18 protein-coding genes and 2 pseudogenes are annotated in these 18,173 nt (G+C 35.4%); 12 read left to right on the forward strand and 8 right to left on the reverse strand.

Annotated features, from left to right (window positions below; all coding sequences use genetic code 11):
- Positions 1–133: 133 nt before the first annotated feature.
- Positions 134–517: pseudogene (locus AAGD62_RS06045) on the forward strand (IS66 family transposase); the annotation flags it as partial.
- Positions 518–545: 28 nt separating this feature from the next.
- Here the strand turns inward: AAGD62_RS06045 and AAGD62_RS06050 are convergent.
- A protein-coding gene (locus tag AAGD62_RS06050; protein ID WP_341812710.1) for an IS630 family transposase occupies positions 546–1,441 on the reverse strand; the annotation gives its coding sequence in 2 pieces (ribosomal slippage) (positions 546–1,081 and positions 1,081–1,441; 897 coding nt in all).
- Between the two features lie 29 nt (positions 1,442–1,470).
- On the opposite strand from AAGD62_RS06050, the gene AAGD62_RS06055 reads away from it, so the two are divergent.
- Positions 1,471–2,467, forward strand: a protein-coding gene (locus AAGD62_RS06055) for an IS630 family transposase (protein WP_155968376.1) whose coding sequence is annotated in 2 segments (ribosomal slippage) — positions 1,471–1,932 and positions 1,934–2,467 — 996 coding nt in all. Because the reading frame shifts where the segments join, the coding sequence is not laid out codon by codon here.
- A gap of 42 nt (positions 2,468–2,509) precedes the next feature.
- Here the strand turns inward: AAGD62_RS06055 and AAGD62_RS06060 are convergent.
- Together AAGD62_RS06060 and AAGD62_RS06065 are read right to left on the reverse strand one after the other, a co-directional pair.
- A protein-coding gene (locus AAGD62_RS06060; protein WP_094189578.1) for an IS5-like element ISWpi1 family transposase occupies positions 2,510–3,342 on the reverse strand; the annotation gives its coding sequence in 2 pieces (ribosomal slippage) (positions 2,510–2,973 and positions 2,973–3,342; 834 coding nt in all).
- Between the two features lie 27 nt (positions 3,343–3,369).
- Complete coding sequence (locus AAGD62_RS06065; RefSeq protein ID WP_341812711.1) at positions 3,370–4,758, reverse strand: hypothetical protein; 1,389 nt, start codon at positions 4,756–4,758, stop codon at positions 3,370–3,372.
- Positions 4,759–5,048: 290 nt separating this feature from the next.
- Here AAGD62_RS06065 and AAGD62_RS06070 point away from each other — a divergent pair, with 290 nt between their 5' ends.
- The 3 genes from AAGD62_RS06070 (at position 5,049) to AAGD62_RS06080 (ending at position 7,691) form a co-directional block, all read left to right on the forward strand.
- Positions 5,049–5,804 carry a hypothetical protein gene (locus AAGD62_RS06070; protein ID WP_341812712.1) on the forward strand — a complete coding sequence of 252 codons (756 nt, stop codon included), beginning with the start codon at positions 5,049–5,051 and terminating at the stop codon, positions 5,802–5,804.
- Between the two features lie 16 nt (positions 5,805–5,820).
- Positions 5,821–6,234 (forward strand): hypothetical protein, encoded by a 414-nt coding sequence (locus AAGD62_RS06075; RefSeq protein ID WP_341812713.1) that lies wholly within the window; start codon positions 5,821–5,823, stop codon positions 6,232–6,234.
- Between the two features lie 71 nt (positions 6,235–6,305).
- Entirely contained in the window at positions 6,306–7,691 is a 1,386-nt protein-coding gene (locus tag AAGD62_RS06080) for a hypothetical protein (RefSeq protein WP_341812714.1), read from the forward strand.
- Between the two features lie 221 nt (positions 7,692–7,912).
- Here the strand turns inward: AAGD62_RS06080 and AAGD62_RS06085 are convergent, their stop codons facing one another.
- The 3 genes and pseudogenes from AAGD62_RS06085 to AAGD62_RS06095 form a co-directional block, all read right to left on the reverse strand.
- The gene (locus tag AAGD62_RS06085) at positions 7,913–8,533 is read right to left on the reverse strand and encodes a hypothetical protein (RefSeq protein ID WP_341812715.1); all 621 of its coding nucleotides are present in this window, start codon (positions 8,531–8,533) and stop codon (positions 7,913–7,915) included.
- A gap of 28 nt (positions 8,534–8,561) precedes the next feature.
- Positions 8,562–9,332, reverse strand: a pseudogene (locus tag AAGD62_RS06090) (zinc ribbon domain-containing protein); the annotation flags it as partial.
- Positions 9,333–9,357: 25 nt separating this feature from the next.
- Positions 9,358–10,190 (reverse strand): IS5-like element ISWpi1 family transposase gene (locus AAGD62_RS06095; protein WP_094189578.1). Its coding sequence is split into 2 segments (ribosomal slippage): positions 9,358–9,821 and positions 9,821–10,190, totalling 834 coding nucleotides; the frame shifts between segments, so codons are not numbered across the junction.
- Between the two features lie 113 nt (positions 10,191–10,303).
- Between AAGD62_RS06095 and AAGD62_RS06100 the strand changes: the two genes are divergently transcribed.
- From AAGD62_RS06100 to secA, 3 genes are all read left to right on the forward strand, one after another.
- On the forward strand, positions 10,304–10,651 hold the full coding sequence (locus tag AAGD62_RS06100) for an IS630 transposase-related protein (protein WP_155968342.1): 348 nt from the start codon (positions 10,304–10,306) through the stop codon (positions 10,649–10,651).
- Between the two features lie 28 nt (positions 10,652–10,679).
- Positions 10,680–11,162 (forward strand): IS630 family transposase, encoded by a 483-nt coding sequence (locus AAGD62_RS06105; protein WP_231115908.1) that lies wholly within the window; start codon positions 10,680–10,682, stop codon positions 11,160–11,162.
- A 276-nt stretch (positions 11,163–11,438) separates the two neighbouring features.
- Positions 11,439–14,099: a preprotein translocase subunit SecA gene (gene secA, locus AAGD62_RS06110; RefSeq protein WP_155968456.1), complete on the forward strand. Its 2,661-nt coding sequence runs from the start codon at positions 11,439–11,441 to the stop codon at positions 14,097–14,099.
- A 3-nt stretch (positions 14,100–14,102) separates the two neighbouring features.
- On the opposite strand, the gene AAGD62_RS06115 is transcribed toward secA, so the two are convergent.
- Together AAGD62_RS06115 and fsa are read right to left on the reverse strand one after the other, a co-directional pair.
- Positions 14,103–15,236 carry an ankyrin repeat domain-containing protein gene (locus AAGD62_RS06115; protein WP_155968458.1) on the reverse strand — a complete coding sequence of 378 codons (1,134 nt, stop codon included), beginning with the start codon at positions 15,234–15,236 and terminating at the stop codon, positions 14,103–14,105.
- A 336-nt stretch (positions 15,237–15,572) separates the two neighbouring features.
- Positions 15,573–16,214: a fructose-6-phosphate aldolase gene (gene fsa / locus AAGD62_RS06120; RefSeq protein WP_155968460.1), complete on the reverse strand. Its 642-nt coding sequence runs from the start codon at positions 16,212–16,214 to the stop codon at positions 15,573–15,575.
- Between the two features lie 651 nt (positions 16,215–16,865).
- Between fsa and AAGD62_RS06125 the strand changes: the two genes are divergently transcribed.
- The 4 genes from AAGD62_RS06125 (at position 16,866) to AAGD62_RS06925 (ending at position 17,900) form a co-directional block, all read left to right on the forward strand.
- Positions 16,866–17,159: a transposase gene (locus AAGD62_RS06125; RefSeq protein WP_007548709.1), complete on the forward strand. Its 294-nt coding sequence runs from the start codon at positions 16,866–16,868 to the stop codon at positions 17,157–17,159.
- Between the two features lie 122 nt (positions 17,160–17,281).
- A complete protein-coding gene (locus tag AAGD62_RS06130) occupies positions 17,282–17,578 on the forward strand; it encodes an IS3 family transposase (RefSeq protein ID WP_231115910.1) in 297 nt (98 codons plus the stop codon).
- 3 nt (positions 17,579–17,581) lie between these two features.
- Positions 17,582–17,743 (forward strand): DDE-type integrase/transposase/recombinase, encoded by a 162-nt coding sequence (locus tag AAGD62_RS06135; RefSeq protein WP_010082071.1) that lies wholly within the window; start codon positions 17,582–17,584, stop codon positions 17,741–17,743.
- Positions 17,736–17,900 carry an IS3 family transposase gene (locus AAGD62_RS06925; protein WP_141456809.1) on the forward strand — a complete coding sequence of 55 codons (165 nt, stop codon included), beginning with the start codon at positions 17,736–17,738 and terminating at the stop codon, positions 17,898–17,900. The genes AAGD62_RS06135 and AAGD62_RS06925 overlap by 8 nt, the downstream gene beginning before the upstream one ends.
- Positions 17,901–18,173: the final 273 nt, after the last annotated feature.

Here is an 18,173-nt window from a genome sequence, read left to right on the forward strand (position 1 = left end):
TGTTCTCAAATCACAATGTTAGTACAATTGTGGTGTTAGCTATAGCTAACCCAAGGTATCCGTTCAGCGGAGTGGTAGAATAAGGTAGACAAAGTGATCTAAAAAGATAATCATAGAGCAAAAGTGAGGTAATGTGGTAAACCTTTTAGAACTTTGCAAAAATTTACAGCAAAAAATAGAAAAACTGAAAGCAGAGATAGAAAACTTAAAAGCAGAAAATAAAGCTTTAAAGATAGAGAACGCTGAATTAAAGGAAAGGCTTGGTTTAAACTCGAAAAATTCATCTCTACCGAGCTCTAAAGAATTGTACAAAACAAAAAAGGATAAGCCAAAAAGCGAAAGGAATGTTGGCGATCAGGTTGGGCATAAAGGAAATTTTCATGCTACAATGGAAGCGGATAAAGTAGTAAAAATAGAGTTGCCTAATATTTGCGAATGCGGAGGAGAGCTTGTAATATGCGAAAAACCTTATGTTCACCAAAAAGTTGATCTTCCGGAAATTAGGCCTTATGTAGTATAGCATTTCTCATAATAGTCCGAACAGGTCATAGGAAGGCAGAATCAACAGCACGACGAAAGGATTCGAATAGAGGAATGTTTTTCCTGGCTCTGTTTTTTATAGCAAACCAATGATGCTCAATTTTGTTGAAATCTGGAGAATAAGGCGGCAGATACAAAATTTCTGCACCAACCCCTTTAGCAAGCTCGATAATCTTATCAGACTTATGAAAAGTAGCATTGTCAAGAATGACAGTCTGTCCAGGTTCCAAGATCGGTGTCAAAAATTGCTCAACCCATCCATTAAAAACATCCATATTACAGTGGCCTTCAAAGGTTAACGGAACAACTATCTTTCTTCCACTTAAGGCTGCAACCATACTGATTCGTTGAGTTTTCTTTCCAGATTTTAAGGCATAAAACCGCTGTCCTTTCTGGCAATATCCGTAGGGGTAGTCTTCGGTGTTATCAATGCCAGACTCATCTATATACACTAAGTTTTTAGGTTCTTTTGTCGCTATAATTTTCAAAAATTCAGCACGTTTTTCTTCGTTTCTTTCCTTGTATCCATATGTCTTTTTTTGCGCGTAAATCCAATTTTTTTAAGGGCTCGATAGATCGTTTGGATACTAACGTTGTTCCAAAGTTTAGCCATTTCCGATAGAGTCTTTCCTCCGTGTTCTCTGGCAAATTTGGCAAAGGTATCCCAGTCGGTAATTTTGTGATTGTAACCCCCATTTCCAAGTTTTTTTGATTGAAAGTCTCCTGTTTCTTTTCTTCTTTGCTGCCACTCCCATAAAGTAGTTCGTCCAATCTTAAATCTTGCTGCCACTGTTTCTCTGCTTTCTCCTTCGTCTAGCGCTTCCATTGCTTTTTTTCTTAAATCATAATACCAATTCTCACTGCACAACAAACAGATAGACAATAATGGAAAAAAAGCCATACTAAACTAAGTGTAATAGCGAGGTATAAATGGCATTAAGATCAAAATTATTGGATGAAAAAGTAGTGGAATCGGCAAAAGCAATGCTGAAGAAAGTAAGAAACAACGCATACGTTACAAAAAAACTAAATGCTGTAATTGCAGCAAAAAAGCACAGCATAACAGCGGTAGCAAAGATATGTTGCATTTCAAGAACTGCACTGACTGCGTGGATAAAGCACCTAAAATTTAACAGAGAGGAAAAATTGTTTGCTCCCCCTCAACGTCGTAGAAAAACTAGATTGAATCAAAGTCAACGTGAACAAGTTGAAGCATGGATACAAGAAAATCCTAATATCACCATTAAAGAAATGAGAATAAAAATCCAGGAAAGATTTGGTTTGGATATCAGTAAGTCCACAGTACACCGTAATATGCAAAGAATGAAATTCTCATATATTACTCCAAGACCAGTTCATAATGGTCAAGATAAAAGCAAACAAGAGGAGTTTAAAAAAAAATCTCAACGAAACTATTGGCAAATATCCAGAAAAAGAGCTATTTTTCTTTGATGAGTCTCGGTTTGGCACACATTCAAAAATTGGACATGGGTGGTTTAAAAAAGGCATTAGGACACAGGTTAAAATAAAATTAGGTAGGCAAAATTTCTATCTCTATAGTGCGGTTAATCCTAGAAATGGAGAGAGTTCTAGCTCAAATGTCAACACTGATTGCATGAATATATTTCTTGAGCAGATGTCGCAATATCTAGGAATACGAGAGACTTTTCTCGTTATGGACTGTGCTAGTTGGCATAGGTCAAAAAATTTAAAGGTACCTAAAAATATCGATATTATATACCTACCTCCATACTCACCTGAGCTCAATCCTGTTGAGAGGTTTTGGTTATATATAAAACAGAACATTTTGTGCAATAAAATATACGATACAATTACCCTGCTTGAGCGCACTTTGTGTAAATTTGTTACCTCTCTTACCCACTCCATAATTAAACAACTCTGCAATGTCTCCTATTTGTCCTCCTAATAATGAGAATTGGTATGAGAGGTTGTCCGGAAACTAGTAAATTCAAGCATATTCCCTCTTTAACATAACCCTACTCATAGCTAGGTATATGAAATTCTCAGTGGATGTTGTGAGTAAATCATACTCCTTCGATAGCCTTCTATTCCTATTAACCCAAGCAAAAGTCCTTTCTACAACCCATCTTCTTGGCTGTACTTTAAACCCTTGTTCTCTTGTTGGTAGTAGCTCAGGTGGCGTATCTTTGTGCACCCAAAATCTACATGGAGGCCTTTTAACAATTTCAATATCTATGTCATATTCTTCCTTTATGTGATTCTTTAAATTTCTTCCTTGGTATCCCATGTCAGCCCACATTTTTTTAACTTTAGTATATTTTGTTCTCATATTGTTTAATGCTATTTTAATACCATCTCTATCATTTTCGTTAGCAGCGCCTACGTAACAACCTAGTATAAAACCCTGAGTGTCTGTAATTATATGCCTTTTTCTACCCTTTACTTTTTTACTTCCATCATAGCCTTTGATCCTCCCTTTTCTGTAGTCTTTACAGATTGACTATCTACTATACAGGCACTCGGCTGCTCATTCCTTCCTATTTTTCTTCTACTATATTTTGTAATTTCATAATTCATTTTCTCAAAAATTCCCTGCTTCTTCCATTGCCTGAACTGCTCATACACAGTCTTCCATAGCGGAAAATCATTTGGTAAATACCGCCATTGACACCCTGTACGCAATACATAGAAAATTGCTTCTAATATTTCTCTTTTGCTATACTTTGGCGGCCTTCCTCCTTTCTTGTATGATACTCTGAAGTGTTTTTCTATTCTTGCCCATTCCCTTTCGCTTAGATCTGTTGGATACTTTTTTCTCATCTTTACCCCGTACTAAAATTTCAGATATTATAGCCTTTTACTTATTTCCGGACAACCTCTAAGAGGCTTTCCTAAAAATGAAGAAGTTATTGATACAAAAAAAACAGTGCATGACAACACTGTAAGACACAAAAAGACCTTCTTTCCTTTAGAATTCTTCTGCGATGGATTATAGCTTGAAGTTTTATAGACTGATTTTTCACCTTCATTTTTATCTCTACAGATTTTTGATAATTTACTATATGTGCTCTTTCTATTTACATCTTTTGGTGAATTGTTTGGAGTACTACTTCTTGAAATCAGTGGTTCACTGCCATTTAGTAATTGATCATTATCACCTTCACTTTGCTTCGATGCTCCTGGGGCACTTTTGCCAGTTATTTTAATATTTTTATTTTCTCCATCATCCAACTTTACTAAAGTCCCTGTTAAACCTTCTTTGCTAACATTCTGTTCATTTCGTAATGAAACATCTTGTGAATCATCGTGTGTATAAATACCATCTTCACTTACATCAAACTGAGTACCATTTGAATGTATAAAAATACTATTATTAGGACTTTTATATGTTTCGCCTTCATTTTTAGCAGTAACAAAACTTTCTTCACTTAAAATAGGACTTGATATATTTTCATTTGATCCTAGAAATATTTCAGCTTCATTATCAACTTTTTCCCGTCCTGAATCATCACCATCAGTGAATTCGGCGCCTGAATCATTACCACTTTCTTTGTTATAGTTGAGAAAACTAAAGTTATTAATATCAAAATTGTTACTGATACTCAGTTCTATATCTTCTTCACTTAACATTACTTTAGGATTATCTCTAGCAAACGTTGCTTCTTGAACACTGCTAGAAGTATCATTTTCACCTTCTGACAATAGTGTTTCACTACTAACTAGTGGACTGTTATTGTTCTCATCGTAACCTTTTGCCTCCTCATCCGATGCTACTAAAATTTTATTTTTGTTTTGTCCATCTAACTGTAGATTTATTGTAGCATCTTTTTTACTCTCTACTGTTGTCGATTTCTCTTGCACTATGCCCAAGTCAGTACTCTCATTAATCTGGGAGAAAGTTATTACAATCTCTTCTTGACTTTTCTGACTCAACTTTAGATCTTGATTTACATCAGTAAAGTATAGAGAGTAATTATCCCACTCAAGCCCCAGTATCTTCTCTTCATCGGGTGTGCCAGCCGAAATACAAAAACTACGAGTACTACTAGGCGTATCACATAATTCATCAAAACTACCGGTATTAGGTACACCACTTTCCTGTTCCAAATTCGTGTTCTCATCCTTATCCTTCACCTGTTTAGAATCAGACTCAACAACAGCACCAGATTTTCGAGGTACACTGTTCGCAAAAAATAATGGTGTAAGATTCGCCTTTCGCATATTTTTTCTATTCACACCACCTACTCCAATACAAATTTTTATTGACCACCACGAATCTTAGCTTGACATAATTATTAAGCCAATTAGAATGACTGTGTTTTGGTAACAGGTCAGGTCATGTATAACGATTAACTGTTACCTTCTGCAAGCTAAAAAAGATAGTAAAATTATCTCTTTAGATAGCAGCACTTGAAACTGAAATAGCAAATGTACAGTGAGTATAGATTTATGTTAATTTTTTATAGCTTACTTTCCTTAGACGCTTATAATAATGTGGCGATCATTTCACCTGTAGGGAAAAGATAATGAGGGATTTATGCAATCAAACCAACACACTTTATCTTATAGCTAGTGCTTTTGCAACTTTTACATTGCTCGCATCCGCAGCACTCTCTGCAGCCTCTTATTTTGGCCTTTTGTCTTCAGTTGAATTTTTGAACTCAACTCTTACAATCGTAACGGTTTTATCTATACTATCTTTTTTAGCGGTTGCACTTTCATATAAAATAATTAGCAGTAATGGGGAGATCGAGGCTAGGAAAAATAAATTTGCTAAAAAAGAGCTAGAAAAAGAACTAATTCTGAAGGAAAAAGCTAAAGAAACTGCAAACAATCAAGCAGAAGAATTAAGGAATCAATTACAGCAGAAAAATAAAGAGATAATTGATATAAAACAACAATTGGATGATAAATACAAGAGCATTTCTGAATTAACAACAGGAAAAGAAAAATTAGAAATAGAATTAAAAAGCCAAGAAGAAGAAATACAAAAATTAAGCACGTTAAAAAACAAAGAGTTAAGTCATAAAGATAGTGAAATCTGGGAATTAAAGAATCAGTTAGCTGCTCTTGATGATGAAGGGAAGGTTAGTGAATACAATACTAAGACGTTGAAAGGGAAAATGGAAAATTTTAAAAAGCAACGAGATTCTATTATAGAAAAATGCCAAACTATGCAACAGGAAATTGAAGAGAAAGATGCTTACCTTGCAACACTAGATTATAATTTAAATCAAATAAAGTACAAGAAAGAATATTTGGCGCATTTTCCTTTAGGTTAGAGATTTAAGAGGGAGAATGCAAAATCAAATGCAAGATTTAGCTTCAAAAGAAAAAATTATCCGAGAAATCGAAGATGACAGAGAAGGATTAATCGAAGAAGTTAACTTACTTGTTCAAAAAAACAAGACTCTTTGTGGTAAAATGACCGCTTATTCTAGTAAAAATGAAGAGCTGATCACCTTCATAAATGAAACATTATCTAATATAGAACGAGAGACAAAAGATTTAGAATGTCTTTATCACAATCAAGAAAAACAAGGAAGGTTTGTGACTTTTCAAACAATTGAAGATTTCTTAGAAAACTTGAAAGCACTTTACTCAAAAACAGCAGATGAAGCGGAGAAATTAAGTATTCGGGTGCAGAGAAAAGATGATTTAAGTAATCCTGTTGCCTCTCTCGCTCGCAGGAGTTTTATTCAAAAACATTAAAATTATGTTTAAATTAGCTTGACTCATGTTACATATCGTACATAATAAACTGTCTGTGCTAGGGAGAGGGTATGAGTGAAGTTACAGAGTCTATAGAACATGTTGTAGAACCTATCAGTGACCAAAAGCTGGGAGAGGAATTGAGTGCTGGGCCGCGGTGGTCAAAAATTGAGCGTAATAGCAATGAGGGACCAACTCCTGAAAATGACGTAGCCGATTCAGGTGATTATAGTTTGTTTTTCCAAGGAATAAGTAATCGTCCGGAATGTTATGACCTTGATCAGAGACATGAAACTGGGAAGATTGCTGGCACATGTGTAAAACATACATTGTCGTATCAAAATGAAACTGATGATAGTGATTTATACTGGAAAAACGATGGTCATTACCCTATTAATCCAAGAGACTCTGCTTTAATTAAGCTAGATCTACCACTGACTGAGAATGAGAAAAGCCTAATTGATGAATTTTGTAAAGAGTTAAAAGGTGTAGTAGCAAAAAATGATCAAGGTTATAGGGATAAGCATGAAAATTTTACAAACACTGCTTTAGAACGTATAGAGTGCATAACAAATAAATATTTGCAAAAAGGGATAAGGCTCAATTCAAAATGTAACGATGATGAGTATACTATAACAAGTTTAATTTTTAAGGAAATAAGAGATATTCCTGCCTATGAGGGTGTGTCAGATGACGAAAATATAGGTGTTATACGCAATATCATGAATAATTTACTATTAAAAGGCGGAAGAGTAAAATACAGTTCCTTTTATGATGATAGGTTATTGTATGCAACTTATGGGTTCAGTTATGAGATTTTTGCAGAACGTGAAGAAATCGATAACAAGCTAAAAAGCGTAGCATATGAAGGTATTATAAACAGTAGTGCCAAAGGCAAAGCTTTACACGCAGAAATGGATAATGGATATTTTTATGTAAAATATTCGCAAGATAGCACTGTTGAGGTTGCAAAAGTTATAAATAATCCAAAAGTGAAAGATTTAAGTTTTAGACATCATATATTTCATATTGGAGAGAGTATAGTAAGAGTTGAAAATGTAGGAGGAAAAAGAAATTATACAGATGTCTTAGGAGGTAGCGTTGAAATGTCTTTTACTACTCAAGTAGGAAAGATTAGTGTTCATCTATGTTCTAGTGATAAAGATAGTAATATAATAGAAGTAAAGCTTGATGGAGAGAGCCAGGAGAAGTTTGACAAGTTAAAAGGTCGATCAAGTTTAGGGGAAAGTTGCCTTTTAGGAGGAAAAAGTGTTCTACAAGCTGTAAAAGATGGAAATTTTGAAAGAAATGTATCTATAGAGTCAAGTAAAACTATTAAGCAATTAGATTGTGTAGTAAAAGAATCAGATGCTCCGTCTACTCTTATGAGGCCAATTGATAGTTTAGACCAGCTGCAAAAGATGGAAGTTTCGAAAGAAATAGTAGTGTGTTCATAAAGTCAACTAAAATTATTAAACAAAAAAAAGGTCTTGGAGGGGTAAAAAAAATTGATGTATTTTCAAAGTAAGATTCTTGGAGGTATTCAATAAACTATACACTCAAGGTAAGGAGAAGTAGTAGGGAAATAAGTATTGAGTTAATAATTTAGAGATTATTCTAAAAAAGTTGTCTTATTTAAGAACTTTCCTGACGTTTATGGTTTTTTAGATGTAGCCTTTTATGTTGGATTCAAAGGAGGATGAGCAGTAATGGATTGTTCCTCTACTTTCTCGAGCTTGGTGTTGAGATTTATGATATTATACAGCGCAAGGCCTATACATGCTAGTCCAACTATTCCCACAACCACTGCTACTGTAACATCGATTCTCAATGTATAAAATACAACGCTACCCACTAATAACACTGCACCAACAACACTAGCTAGGATTGCTTGCCTTTGTTGCGTTAACGGTTTGTCTTTTTCGTCTGTAGCATCAAAACATGGTTCAGCGGAAGATGTTCCTTCAGGGGCATTTGGCTCTTGCTTATCAGTTTCTCTATTAACGGAAGTTGGCTCTACAGTAGTTTCTATTGAGGAGTTTTGAGCTCTTTCGCTGCTTTCAAATATTGGTTGTTCTATCTCACTATTTTCATTACATAATTGAGTGTCGGTCTCTGTAGCTTTATCAACATTGGTTTGCTCTTTCACCTCAACTTTCACTTCTTCAACATCTGCTGGCATATTATTAGAAGTCCTTGATTCCTCTATAGCAGCTCCTTTTGCAGTGGTGGCTATCGTGCTTCCCTTCCTATTTTTAAATTTTTTAGCAATACCTTTTAATAGCTTTGGCGTTTTCATAGTTTCCCCCTTTTGTTAAACGGTGTAATTAAGACACTAATCCGTAGAACTTTTCCAACTGCTCACCCCATAGCATCGGTATTTCCCTTAAATCAGCTAACTTCAAACCCCTTGGCTGTCTCCCATTTACTATGTCTTCCTTTATTTTTGGTGCTAAATAATTTAATCTTAAAATTTGTTGTATGCGTCTTGTACCTATATTAATTTTAATGCTCAGCTCTTTCATACTCCTATATTTTCCTTCCTCCAGTTGACGTTTCCACAGATGAGCCCTTACCACTGCTTTCAGTAGCGCATTATTTGTTTTTCCTTCTGGTTCTACTACTGTGCATTTGTTTCCTTTCTTTTTTAGCCACATTGGTATAAATTCCACCTTATCCTCTGAACTCACCTCTATTCCATCTTCTTTTACCATTACTCTCTTTATTAACTTTCTCACCACTTCTTTCTGCTTTCCAAAACTTAAATTTTCCCATTTTTCTTCGGTCTTTTCTTTCCAATTTTCATATAGCTGCTCTGTCTTCATCATTACTTCTTTTTCTACTTCTCCGGCTATTACATTTCGGTTTTCTGATTCACAATCTTTTCCCCTTAGGTGATTGTTGCATACATAATATCGGTACCTTTTATTCTCCTTTTTTGAGTATGTCAGTGTCATATTTACATCACAGCTCTTGCACTTTATTATTCCCTTTAGTAGCGCCTCTTCATATTTTGCTTTTCTATACGGCTGATCCTTTATCAATTCCTGCGCTTTTTGCCATTTTTCTTCTTCTATTATCGCTTCATGCTTTCCTTTAGAGGTTGTCCGGAAACTAGTAAATTCAAGCATATTCCCTCTTTAACATAACCCTACTCATAGCTAGGTATATGAAATTCTCAGTGGATGTTGTGAGTAAATCATACTCCTTCGATAGCCTTCTATTCCTATTAACCCAAGCAAAAGTCCTTTCTACAACCCATCTTCTTGGCTGTACTTTAAACCCTTGTTCTCTTGTTGGTAGTAGCTCAGGTGGCGTATCTTTGTGCACCCAAAATCTACATGGAGGCCTTTTAACAATTTCAATATCTATGTCATATTCTTCCTTTATGTGATTCTTTAAATTTCTTCCTTGGTATCCCATGTCAGCCCACATTTTTTTAACTTTAGTATATTTTGTTCTCATATTGTTTAATGCTATTTTAATACCATCTCTATCATTTTCGTTAGCAGCGCCTACGTAACAACCTAGTATAAAACCCTGAGTGTCTGTAATTATATGCCTTTTTCTACCCTTTACTTTTTTACTTCCATCATAGCCTTTGATCCTCCCTTTTCTGTAGTCTTTACAGATTGACTATCTACTATACAGGCACTCGGCTGCTCATTCCTTCCTATTTTTCTTCTACTATATTTTGTAATTTCATAATTCATTTTCTCAAAAATTCCCTGCTTCTTCCATTGCCTGAACTGCTCATACACAGTCTTCCATAGCGGAAAATCATTTGGTAAATACCGCCATTGACACCCTGTACGCAATACATAGAAAATTGCTTCTAATATTTCTCTTTTGCTATACTTTGGCGGCCTTCCTCCTTTCTTGTATGATACTCTGAAGTGTTTTTCTATTCTTGCCCATTCCCTTTCGCTTAGATCTGTTGGATACTTTTTTCTCATCTTTACCCCGTACTAAAATTTCAGATATTATAGCCTTTTACTTATTTCCGGACAACCTCATATAGTACTTCCCAAAGTAAATGATAAAGGTATAATAAGCTATTTGAGTTATAATGGCGTATAGTGTGGATTTAAGGGAAAGGGCAGTATCGATGATAGAAAAAGGGAAGTCAAAGGTTGAGGTGGCAGAGCTTTTGGAGATAGGAATAGCAACTCTGTACCGCTGGTTAAGAAAGAAAGCCGCTGGTGAAAGCCTAAGGCCATCGAAAAACGGCAGCTTTATTCGAAAAATAGACCCAAAAATACTCGAAGAATATGTTAAAAAGAATCCAGATCATACGCTGGCAGAGATGAAACAAAATCTTGGATTTGGAATAAATTCAATTTGGTATAGGCTGAAACAGCTAAGAATTACTTTAAAAAAAAGTTACACTATATCAAGAGCGCAATCAAGAAGATAGGCAGCGATTTACCGATAAAATCTCAAAAATAGACCATTCCAGCATCTTATATATAGATGAAGCAGGAGTTGATAATAGGTTATACCGAGAGTATGGACGTGCTCCAATAGGAAAGAAAATTTATGCAGATATTCCAGGAAGAAAACGAGAGAGAATCAGTATAATAGGCGGGTGGATTGGAAAGAGATTTATTGCACCAATGACTTTCAAAGGTGGGTGTGACAAAGAGGTATTCAATACATGGTTAGAGAAGATGTTATTACCTAAATTGCCACATGGTACTACAATAGTTATGGACAATGCCACATTCCATAAAACTCCCAAAACAAAGGAGTTAATAGATAATGCTAGATGCCGTTTGCTCTATCTACCAACATATTCACCAGATTTGAACCCTATAGAGCATTGTTGGAATACCATCAAAAGCCGCCTCAGACCTTTAATGCATAAATATACAGACTTACAACTTTTGGTTGGTAATACCATAATGGAAATTTATCATTCATTTTAGAAAATACTATATTTCAGACTGTTTATTTTCTACATTCATACCCTACTAAACCTACGAATAACTTCTTTCTATAAAAAATTAAAGTCACCAAGTGCCTAAGATAATGCAACAGATTCTTTAATATTTCAATAACAGTGCCTGCAAGAACAGGGTTGGAAGTGTTCCTTTGTTTATTACCTTAGTATATGAATAAGGATTCCCCGAATCTAATATGTAATTGCTGTAGGCTGCATTTAGTAATATAATCTCATATTAAATAAGACGTTACTTAAGTTTATGCTAGATTCTCCGCTAATTTTGACAGCCATTCTTATATTTTTCATTTTTACGTTGTCATTCTTTTTTATAAGAAAGATATTTGGTTCCACAAACAAGAAGATAATAAAATCCTTTAGGAAAATTGTTCAGCAAATAAATGCATTAGAAACAGAAATGCAGAGTTTATCTGATGAGGAGCTTGCTGGTAAAACTGAAGAATTCAAACAAGAATTGAAAAATGGGAAAACGTTAAATGATCTTCTCGTACCTGCATTTGCAGTTGTGCGTGAAGCCTCTCGAAGGTTTCTTAACATGAGGCACTTTGATGTTCAACTGATTGGTGGAATGGTGCTCCACAATGGTATGATATCAGAAATGAAAACAGGAGAGGGAAAGACACTCGTTGCAACTTTAGCAGCATATCTAAATTCCTTAGAAGGGAAAGGCGTACACGTCGTAACTGTTAATGACTACCTTGCAAAACGAGACACAGAGTGGATGAGCAAATTATATAATTCTCTTGGGGTTTCTGTTGCGTTTATTACGAATAACTTGACAGACGAAGAGAGGAAAGAGGCTTACAGTGCAGATATCGTGTATTCCACAAATAACGAGCTTGCCTTTGATTACCTGCGAGACAATATGAAATTTTCTCAAGAAGACATGGTTCAGAGAGGCTTTCACTACGGAATAGTTGATGAAGTGGACTCAATACTCATTGATGAAGCTCGCACTCCGCTTATTATTTCTGGCCCGGTTGAGGAAAACAATCAGATATATAAGCATATCAATAAAATAGTAACCAAATTAGTTGACTCTGATTATGAAGTAGATGAAAAAGGTAGAACGGTATTCTTGACTGAAGATGGTATTTCACGAGTGGAGGAACTACTAAGATCATACAATCTCATTCCTGAAAATTCCTCGCTCTATGATACTGACAGCATGATAATGACTCATTATATGGACCAAGCATTACGTGCACATAAGCTGTTCACTGCTGATAAAGATTATATAGTGAAAGATGGAAAGGTAGTGATTATTGATGAATTTACTGGGCGTATGATGGAGGGCAGGAGATATTCCGATGGTCTTCATCAGGCACTTGAAGCGAAGGAGAATCTTGAAATTCAGCATGAAAACCAAACTTTAGCATCGGTCACATTTCAGAATTACTTTCGTATGTACAATAAACTTTCCGGAATGACTGGAACAGCAGCAACAGAGGCAGAAGAGTTTCGTGATATATACAGATTAAATGTAGTAAAAATTCCAACCAATGTATCTGTAAAAAGAGTTGATATTGATGATGAAATTTACGGTACAGAAAAGGAAAAATTTAATGCTGTATTGAAGTTTATAGAAGAATGCCACAAACGCCTTCAACCGGTCCTTGTTGGCACGGTGAGCATCGAAAACTCTGAGAAGCTTTCTGCGCTTTTGCAAAGCCATTCTCTTAAGCATTCAGTATTGAATGCTCGTTATCATGAACAAGAGGCGTACATAATAGCGCAAGCTGGGGTGCCAGGTAGTGTCACTATAGCAACTAACATGGCAGGACGTGGAACTGATATTCAGCTTGGTGGAAATGCTGAAATGATCGCAAAGGTGGAGCTAAAGAAGATAAAAAATGCTGATGAAAGAGAAAAAAAATATCAAGAAATAGTTGAAAGAGTAAAAAAAGATAAGGAAATTGCTATAAAAGCTGGTGGTTTATGTGTGGTTGGAACCGAAAGACATGAAAGCAGGAGAATAGATGATCAATTACGTGGCCGTTCTGGCCGTCAGGGTGATCCTGGACTTTCTAAGTTCTTTTTATCGCTCGAAGATGACCTAATGAGAATATTTGGTTCTGATAGAATGAGAAGCTTTTTACAAAAAGTAGGGTTAAAGAATAACGAAGCTATTCATCATCCATGGATCAATAAGGCACTTGAGAAAGCGCAAAAGAAAGTTGAAGCTAGAAACTATGACGTGCGGAAATCTCTACTTAAGTTTGATGACGTAATCAATAACCAACGTAAAGTTATTTTTAAGCAGAGAAACAATATCTTAGGCAACGAAATTAATGATTTACTTGAAGTATATAGCGAAGTAAATGAGAGCGTAATAGAAGGTATAGTCCAAAGTGGCTATTATGAGGATTATATTGAAGATATAGTCAAAGAATTCCATACAAGGTATGGAATAACGCTTGATAAAGAAGATTTAGCAAAGTTTTTAAACAAACAAGAAGCTTTGGATTATATAAATGATAAGATACAAGAATTTTTTACTGAGAAAGAAAAATATTTCAACAGTCAGCACACTACAGATTTGTGGAATACGATCGTGAAGCAAATGATGATAATGACACTTGATCATTTATGGAGGGAACACCTTTCAGTTCTAGAGAGCCTAAGACAAAGCATAAGCCTACGTGCCATGGGGCAGAAAGATCCACTGAATGAATTTAAACGCGAAGCTTTCTTGATGTTTGAGTCAATGCTTGAAAAATGGAAGGAACTCACCATTCACCGCCTAGCGCACTTTAAGTTGGCAGATAACCAAGAGATAGGCAATAGGTTACATTCTGCTAGAAATAGCAGACTTCCCAAAGTCTCAAGAAACGACAAGTGCCCTTGTAATTCTGGAAAGAAGTACAAACACTGCCACGGCGCGGTTACTGTGGTGAATTAATAATTATGGTTGTACAGTTTGTTTATTTCCATCAACATTACTGCAGCTAACCTCACTTAGCTTACTGTTTAATGAATACTCTGATGACTTATATGTAACTCCATAGGTAATACTACCAACTATCAGTGCAGATGCTACAGTAATTCCAATTATTGCTAGTGCAGGTAATGCAGTGGCATAGGCAAGTACTAGTGGAACTACAACAGCAGATATAACACCAACAGTAATTCCTGCTGTTATAGCTTTAGGTCTATGAATAAATGATGGATCTGCACCATAATTTAGTAGAAGTTTTGCTACTTTTGGATGTTGATAATTTAGTCTTGGATATTCACCATGAGTGTAATAAACAGCATAATATAAAGGAGTCCTTCCGTCTTTATCTTGTACATCAACACCTGCCCCTCCTTTTAATAGAGCCTCTGCTATTTGTGTATACCCGTTCTCAGCAGTATAATGCAAAGGAGTTTTTCCATCTTTGCCTTGTAGATTAACATCTGCTCCTTTTTCTAGCAAAACTTCTACTACTTGTGTGTGCCCATGTCTGGCAGCATAATGCAAAGGAGTTCTTCCTTTTTTATCTTGCGCATTAACATCTGTCCTTCCTTCTTTTAGTAGGATTTCCACCATTTGTACATATCCACACTCAGCAGTATGATGCAAAGGAGTAAATCCACATCCATTTTGTACATTAGTAGCTCCTGCCCTTAACAGAAGCCTTACCATTTCTATCTTATTCCCAAGGTGAACAGCATAATCTAAGGGAGTGAATCCCTTTCGGTCCTGCATGCTAACGTCTGCTTTTTCTGCAAGTAAGATTTCCGCTACTTGTGTATGTCCGTGCTGAGCAGCACAATGCAAAGGAAAGCCGTCATTAATATCAAAACCATTTGCCACCAAATGCTCTGCTAATTTTGCACAATTAAATTTAGCTGCGAATTGTAGTAAATCACCACATGGAAATTTCTTTAGATCAAAATTATTTTTTTCCCACCGTTTAAGAAATTTTTCTATAGTTCCTAAATTTCTTTCATTGGACTTAGCCTCTATTTCAGCTTTTATTTTATCGGCTATATTATCCTTGTTCAGGTTTTGGCTACAATTGACTGCTATTAGTATTTGACCTAACCCCTGCATTTTTTTCTCCAAGATATAAAATTTTATTATGGCATATGAAGTGGATTATGTCAATGAAAACCTAAGAAACTGGTTCTTCTTTTTTTCTATAGCTTTAGGTTTACCTACAATTTGAAAAACAACAAATTCGTCATTCCGCTACTCGTTAGCGCCTCGGCGGTATGATGTAGGGAAACCTTTCTTGGGTTAGCTATAAAGTTAAAATTCGACCAGGGCAGCCGCAATAAGGTAGCAAACGCCATCATGTCTTTAGGAGAGTTTGCTAATGAAGGCTCTTAAGTTGACGCCATTGCCTGAACGGATACGCCAATTTTTATGTTCATTTGTAACCGTTTATTATTTTACACCCCAGTCTTTTTCAAATATTGCTAGCCCTTGGTCAGTAAGTGGGTGATTAATTAATTGTCTAAGTACTTTTGCTGGCACAGTAATTGAATCAGCACCAAGCCTTGCAGCTTCTATTACATGCGCTGGGCTTCTCACTGATGCAACAAGAACTTTAGTATCAAAACCGTAATTAGAATATATAGTACATATATCTTCTATTAGCGATAAGCCATCATAGCTTATATCATCAAGGCGACCAACAAAGGGGGAAATAAAACAAGCACCGACCTTAGCGGCAAGAAGTGCTTGTCCAGGAGAAAAACATAATGTGATGTTAACAGGTATTTTATGCTCTGTCCATAACTTTTTACAAGAAATTAATCCTTCATGTATAAGAGGTAATTTGATCACAACATTATCAGCAATTTTTGCTAAATTCAGACCTTCTGTGATCATCTCTTCATGGCTATCTGCAACAACTTCAACACTAACAGGCCCTTTTATAATAGAGCATATTTCACGCACTAAATCCTCGTATTTATCTTTACGCCCGGACTTTGCTATTAAAGAAGGATTAGTTGTTATGCCGTCAATGAACTCCTTTAGTTCTTTAATTTCATTTAAATCAACGCTATCAAGAAAAATTTCCATATTAATCTCCTATAAAAAAAATACCCTTGCAAAATCTTGTCATCCTACCGCTTGACTTACAACCGTATGAACTTCCTGCGTTGTAAACATCAAATGGCCGATAACACAACTGTACAAATATTGAGACATAAGAGTAATTTGTACCAAGAAAAAAGATGTCATCCCAGTGCCCAGACCCCTTAGACAATGTACCATCTTTTGATTTTGTCCATTCTGGGCGGGGTTTTCAAGTTCTTTGATCTTAAATACTACATCTACTTTATCAAGATCAATGTTGACTTCTTTTACTAATGTCCTAATAAGACTACGTTTGGCTTGCCAATCTAGGTCCGATTTAACACTAGAATAAAAGCCCTTTATGCTATTTGTAATAAGATTCATTTTCTGCCGTATTCCCTTTTACCTTTTTCTTCTCTCCTTTAATCTCTTTTAAACGTTACTTCATTTTTTTTATTGCCTGCTTAAAGTCTTCCTTACTTATAGTTAGTGCATACTTTGTTGCCGTAAAAACTTCTGGTACCCAAATAATTGTAATAAGTATACACAATCTTTGTCAACTATTTTCGGCACTGGTATATTGACCTTACCCAGAAAAAGTGGAGAGAAAGAAAGGAGTTTTTTCGGGTAAAATAAAATTTTGGAGGATTAGAAATGGTAAGAGAATATACGGCAGAATTCAAATTGGAAGCTGTTAAGCTGGCAAATGAACAAAGAAAGGTAGGTCAACCAGTTGCAAAAGTAGCAAGAGATCTAGGAATAAGGGATAGTGTATTAGGAAAATGGATGAAGAAATATAACGAAAAAAAGTCAGCGGCAAATGCATTTCCAGATGTAGCACCTTATGACAAAGAGAGGTTTGATTTACAAAGCAAGAGTAACAAGGGAAAGAGACATTTAAAAAAAAGCCCTGGCCAGTCAAAAAGAGTAAAATATTTTTTTATATAGTAACTGCTATAAAGTACAGGAATTATGTAGGATTTTCTGCTAGTGGCTACTATAAGTGGACCACAAGAAAAATAAGCAGTAGAGAATCAGCAAATAAAGAGCTACTCGCAGCTATTCAAAAAATATATCAAGTTTCTAAATGTAGATATGGAGCTCCTAAAATTCATGCTGAATTGAAGGCTTTGGGTAAAAGTTGCAATTTGAAAACGGTGCAAAGTATTATGCAGAAAAATGACATCAGGGCTATACTGAAAAGAAAGTTTAAAATTAAAAAACAACAAACAGATAATAGAGCTGTAGCTCCCAATATACTAGATCAAAACTTTATTGTTGATCAACCAAATAAAGTATGGGATTACTTACATCAAAACCAAGGAGGGATGGCTATATTTGGCAGCAATAATTCTCACGTATGGTAGTTAATGAGTAGTGCAATAAATAAACAATTGGTTATGAACTCTTTATTAATGGCCATTAATAGGCGTAAACCTGTTAAAAATCTACTGCTGCACAGTGACCAAGGTTCACAATATACTGCGCAAGGGTATCAATATCTCTTAGCTGTAAAGAATATAGATGAGTAATAAAGGCTGTTGTTACGACAATTCTGTTGTGGAAAGCTTCTTCAGTTCTCTAAAAAGGGAGTTACCAATAGACACCTCTCGGCACTCTAAACAGCATATCAAAACTGCTATATTTGAATATATAGAAATTTTTTATAACAAACAACGTCACTATTAACTATTGCATTCCTGAGCATTTTGATTCATCATTCTCTTTGTGAAAAACATTCCAAACTTTCTCTCCACTTTTTCTGGGTAAGGTCAGATACTATAAACTATAAAAAAATTTCTCCGATAGTTCATATAGCAAGTAAATTCACAAAATGAAGACTATTATTTTTATTACAGGTGTATCTACGGTTGGAAAATCAAGTTTGGCTCATATATTAGGTTCAAAGCTTTTTATGCCTAGAAACTTTGCAATTCCACTAACTATAGCTAACCCAAGAAA

This window comes from Wolbachia endosymbiont (group A) of Eristalinus aeneus (assembly GCF_964026915.1).
Taxonomy (GTDB): domain Bacteria; phylum Pseudomonadota; class Alphaproteobacteria; order Rickettsiales; family Anaplasmataceae; genus Wolbachia; species Wolbachia pipientis.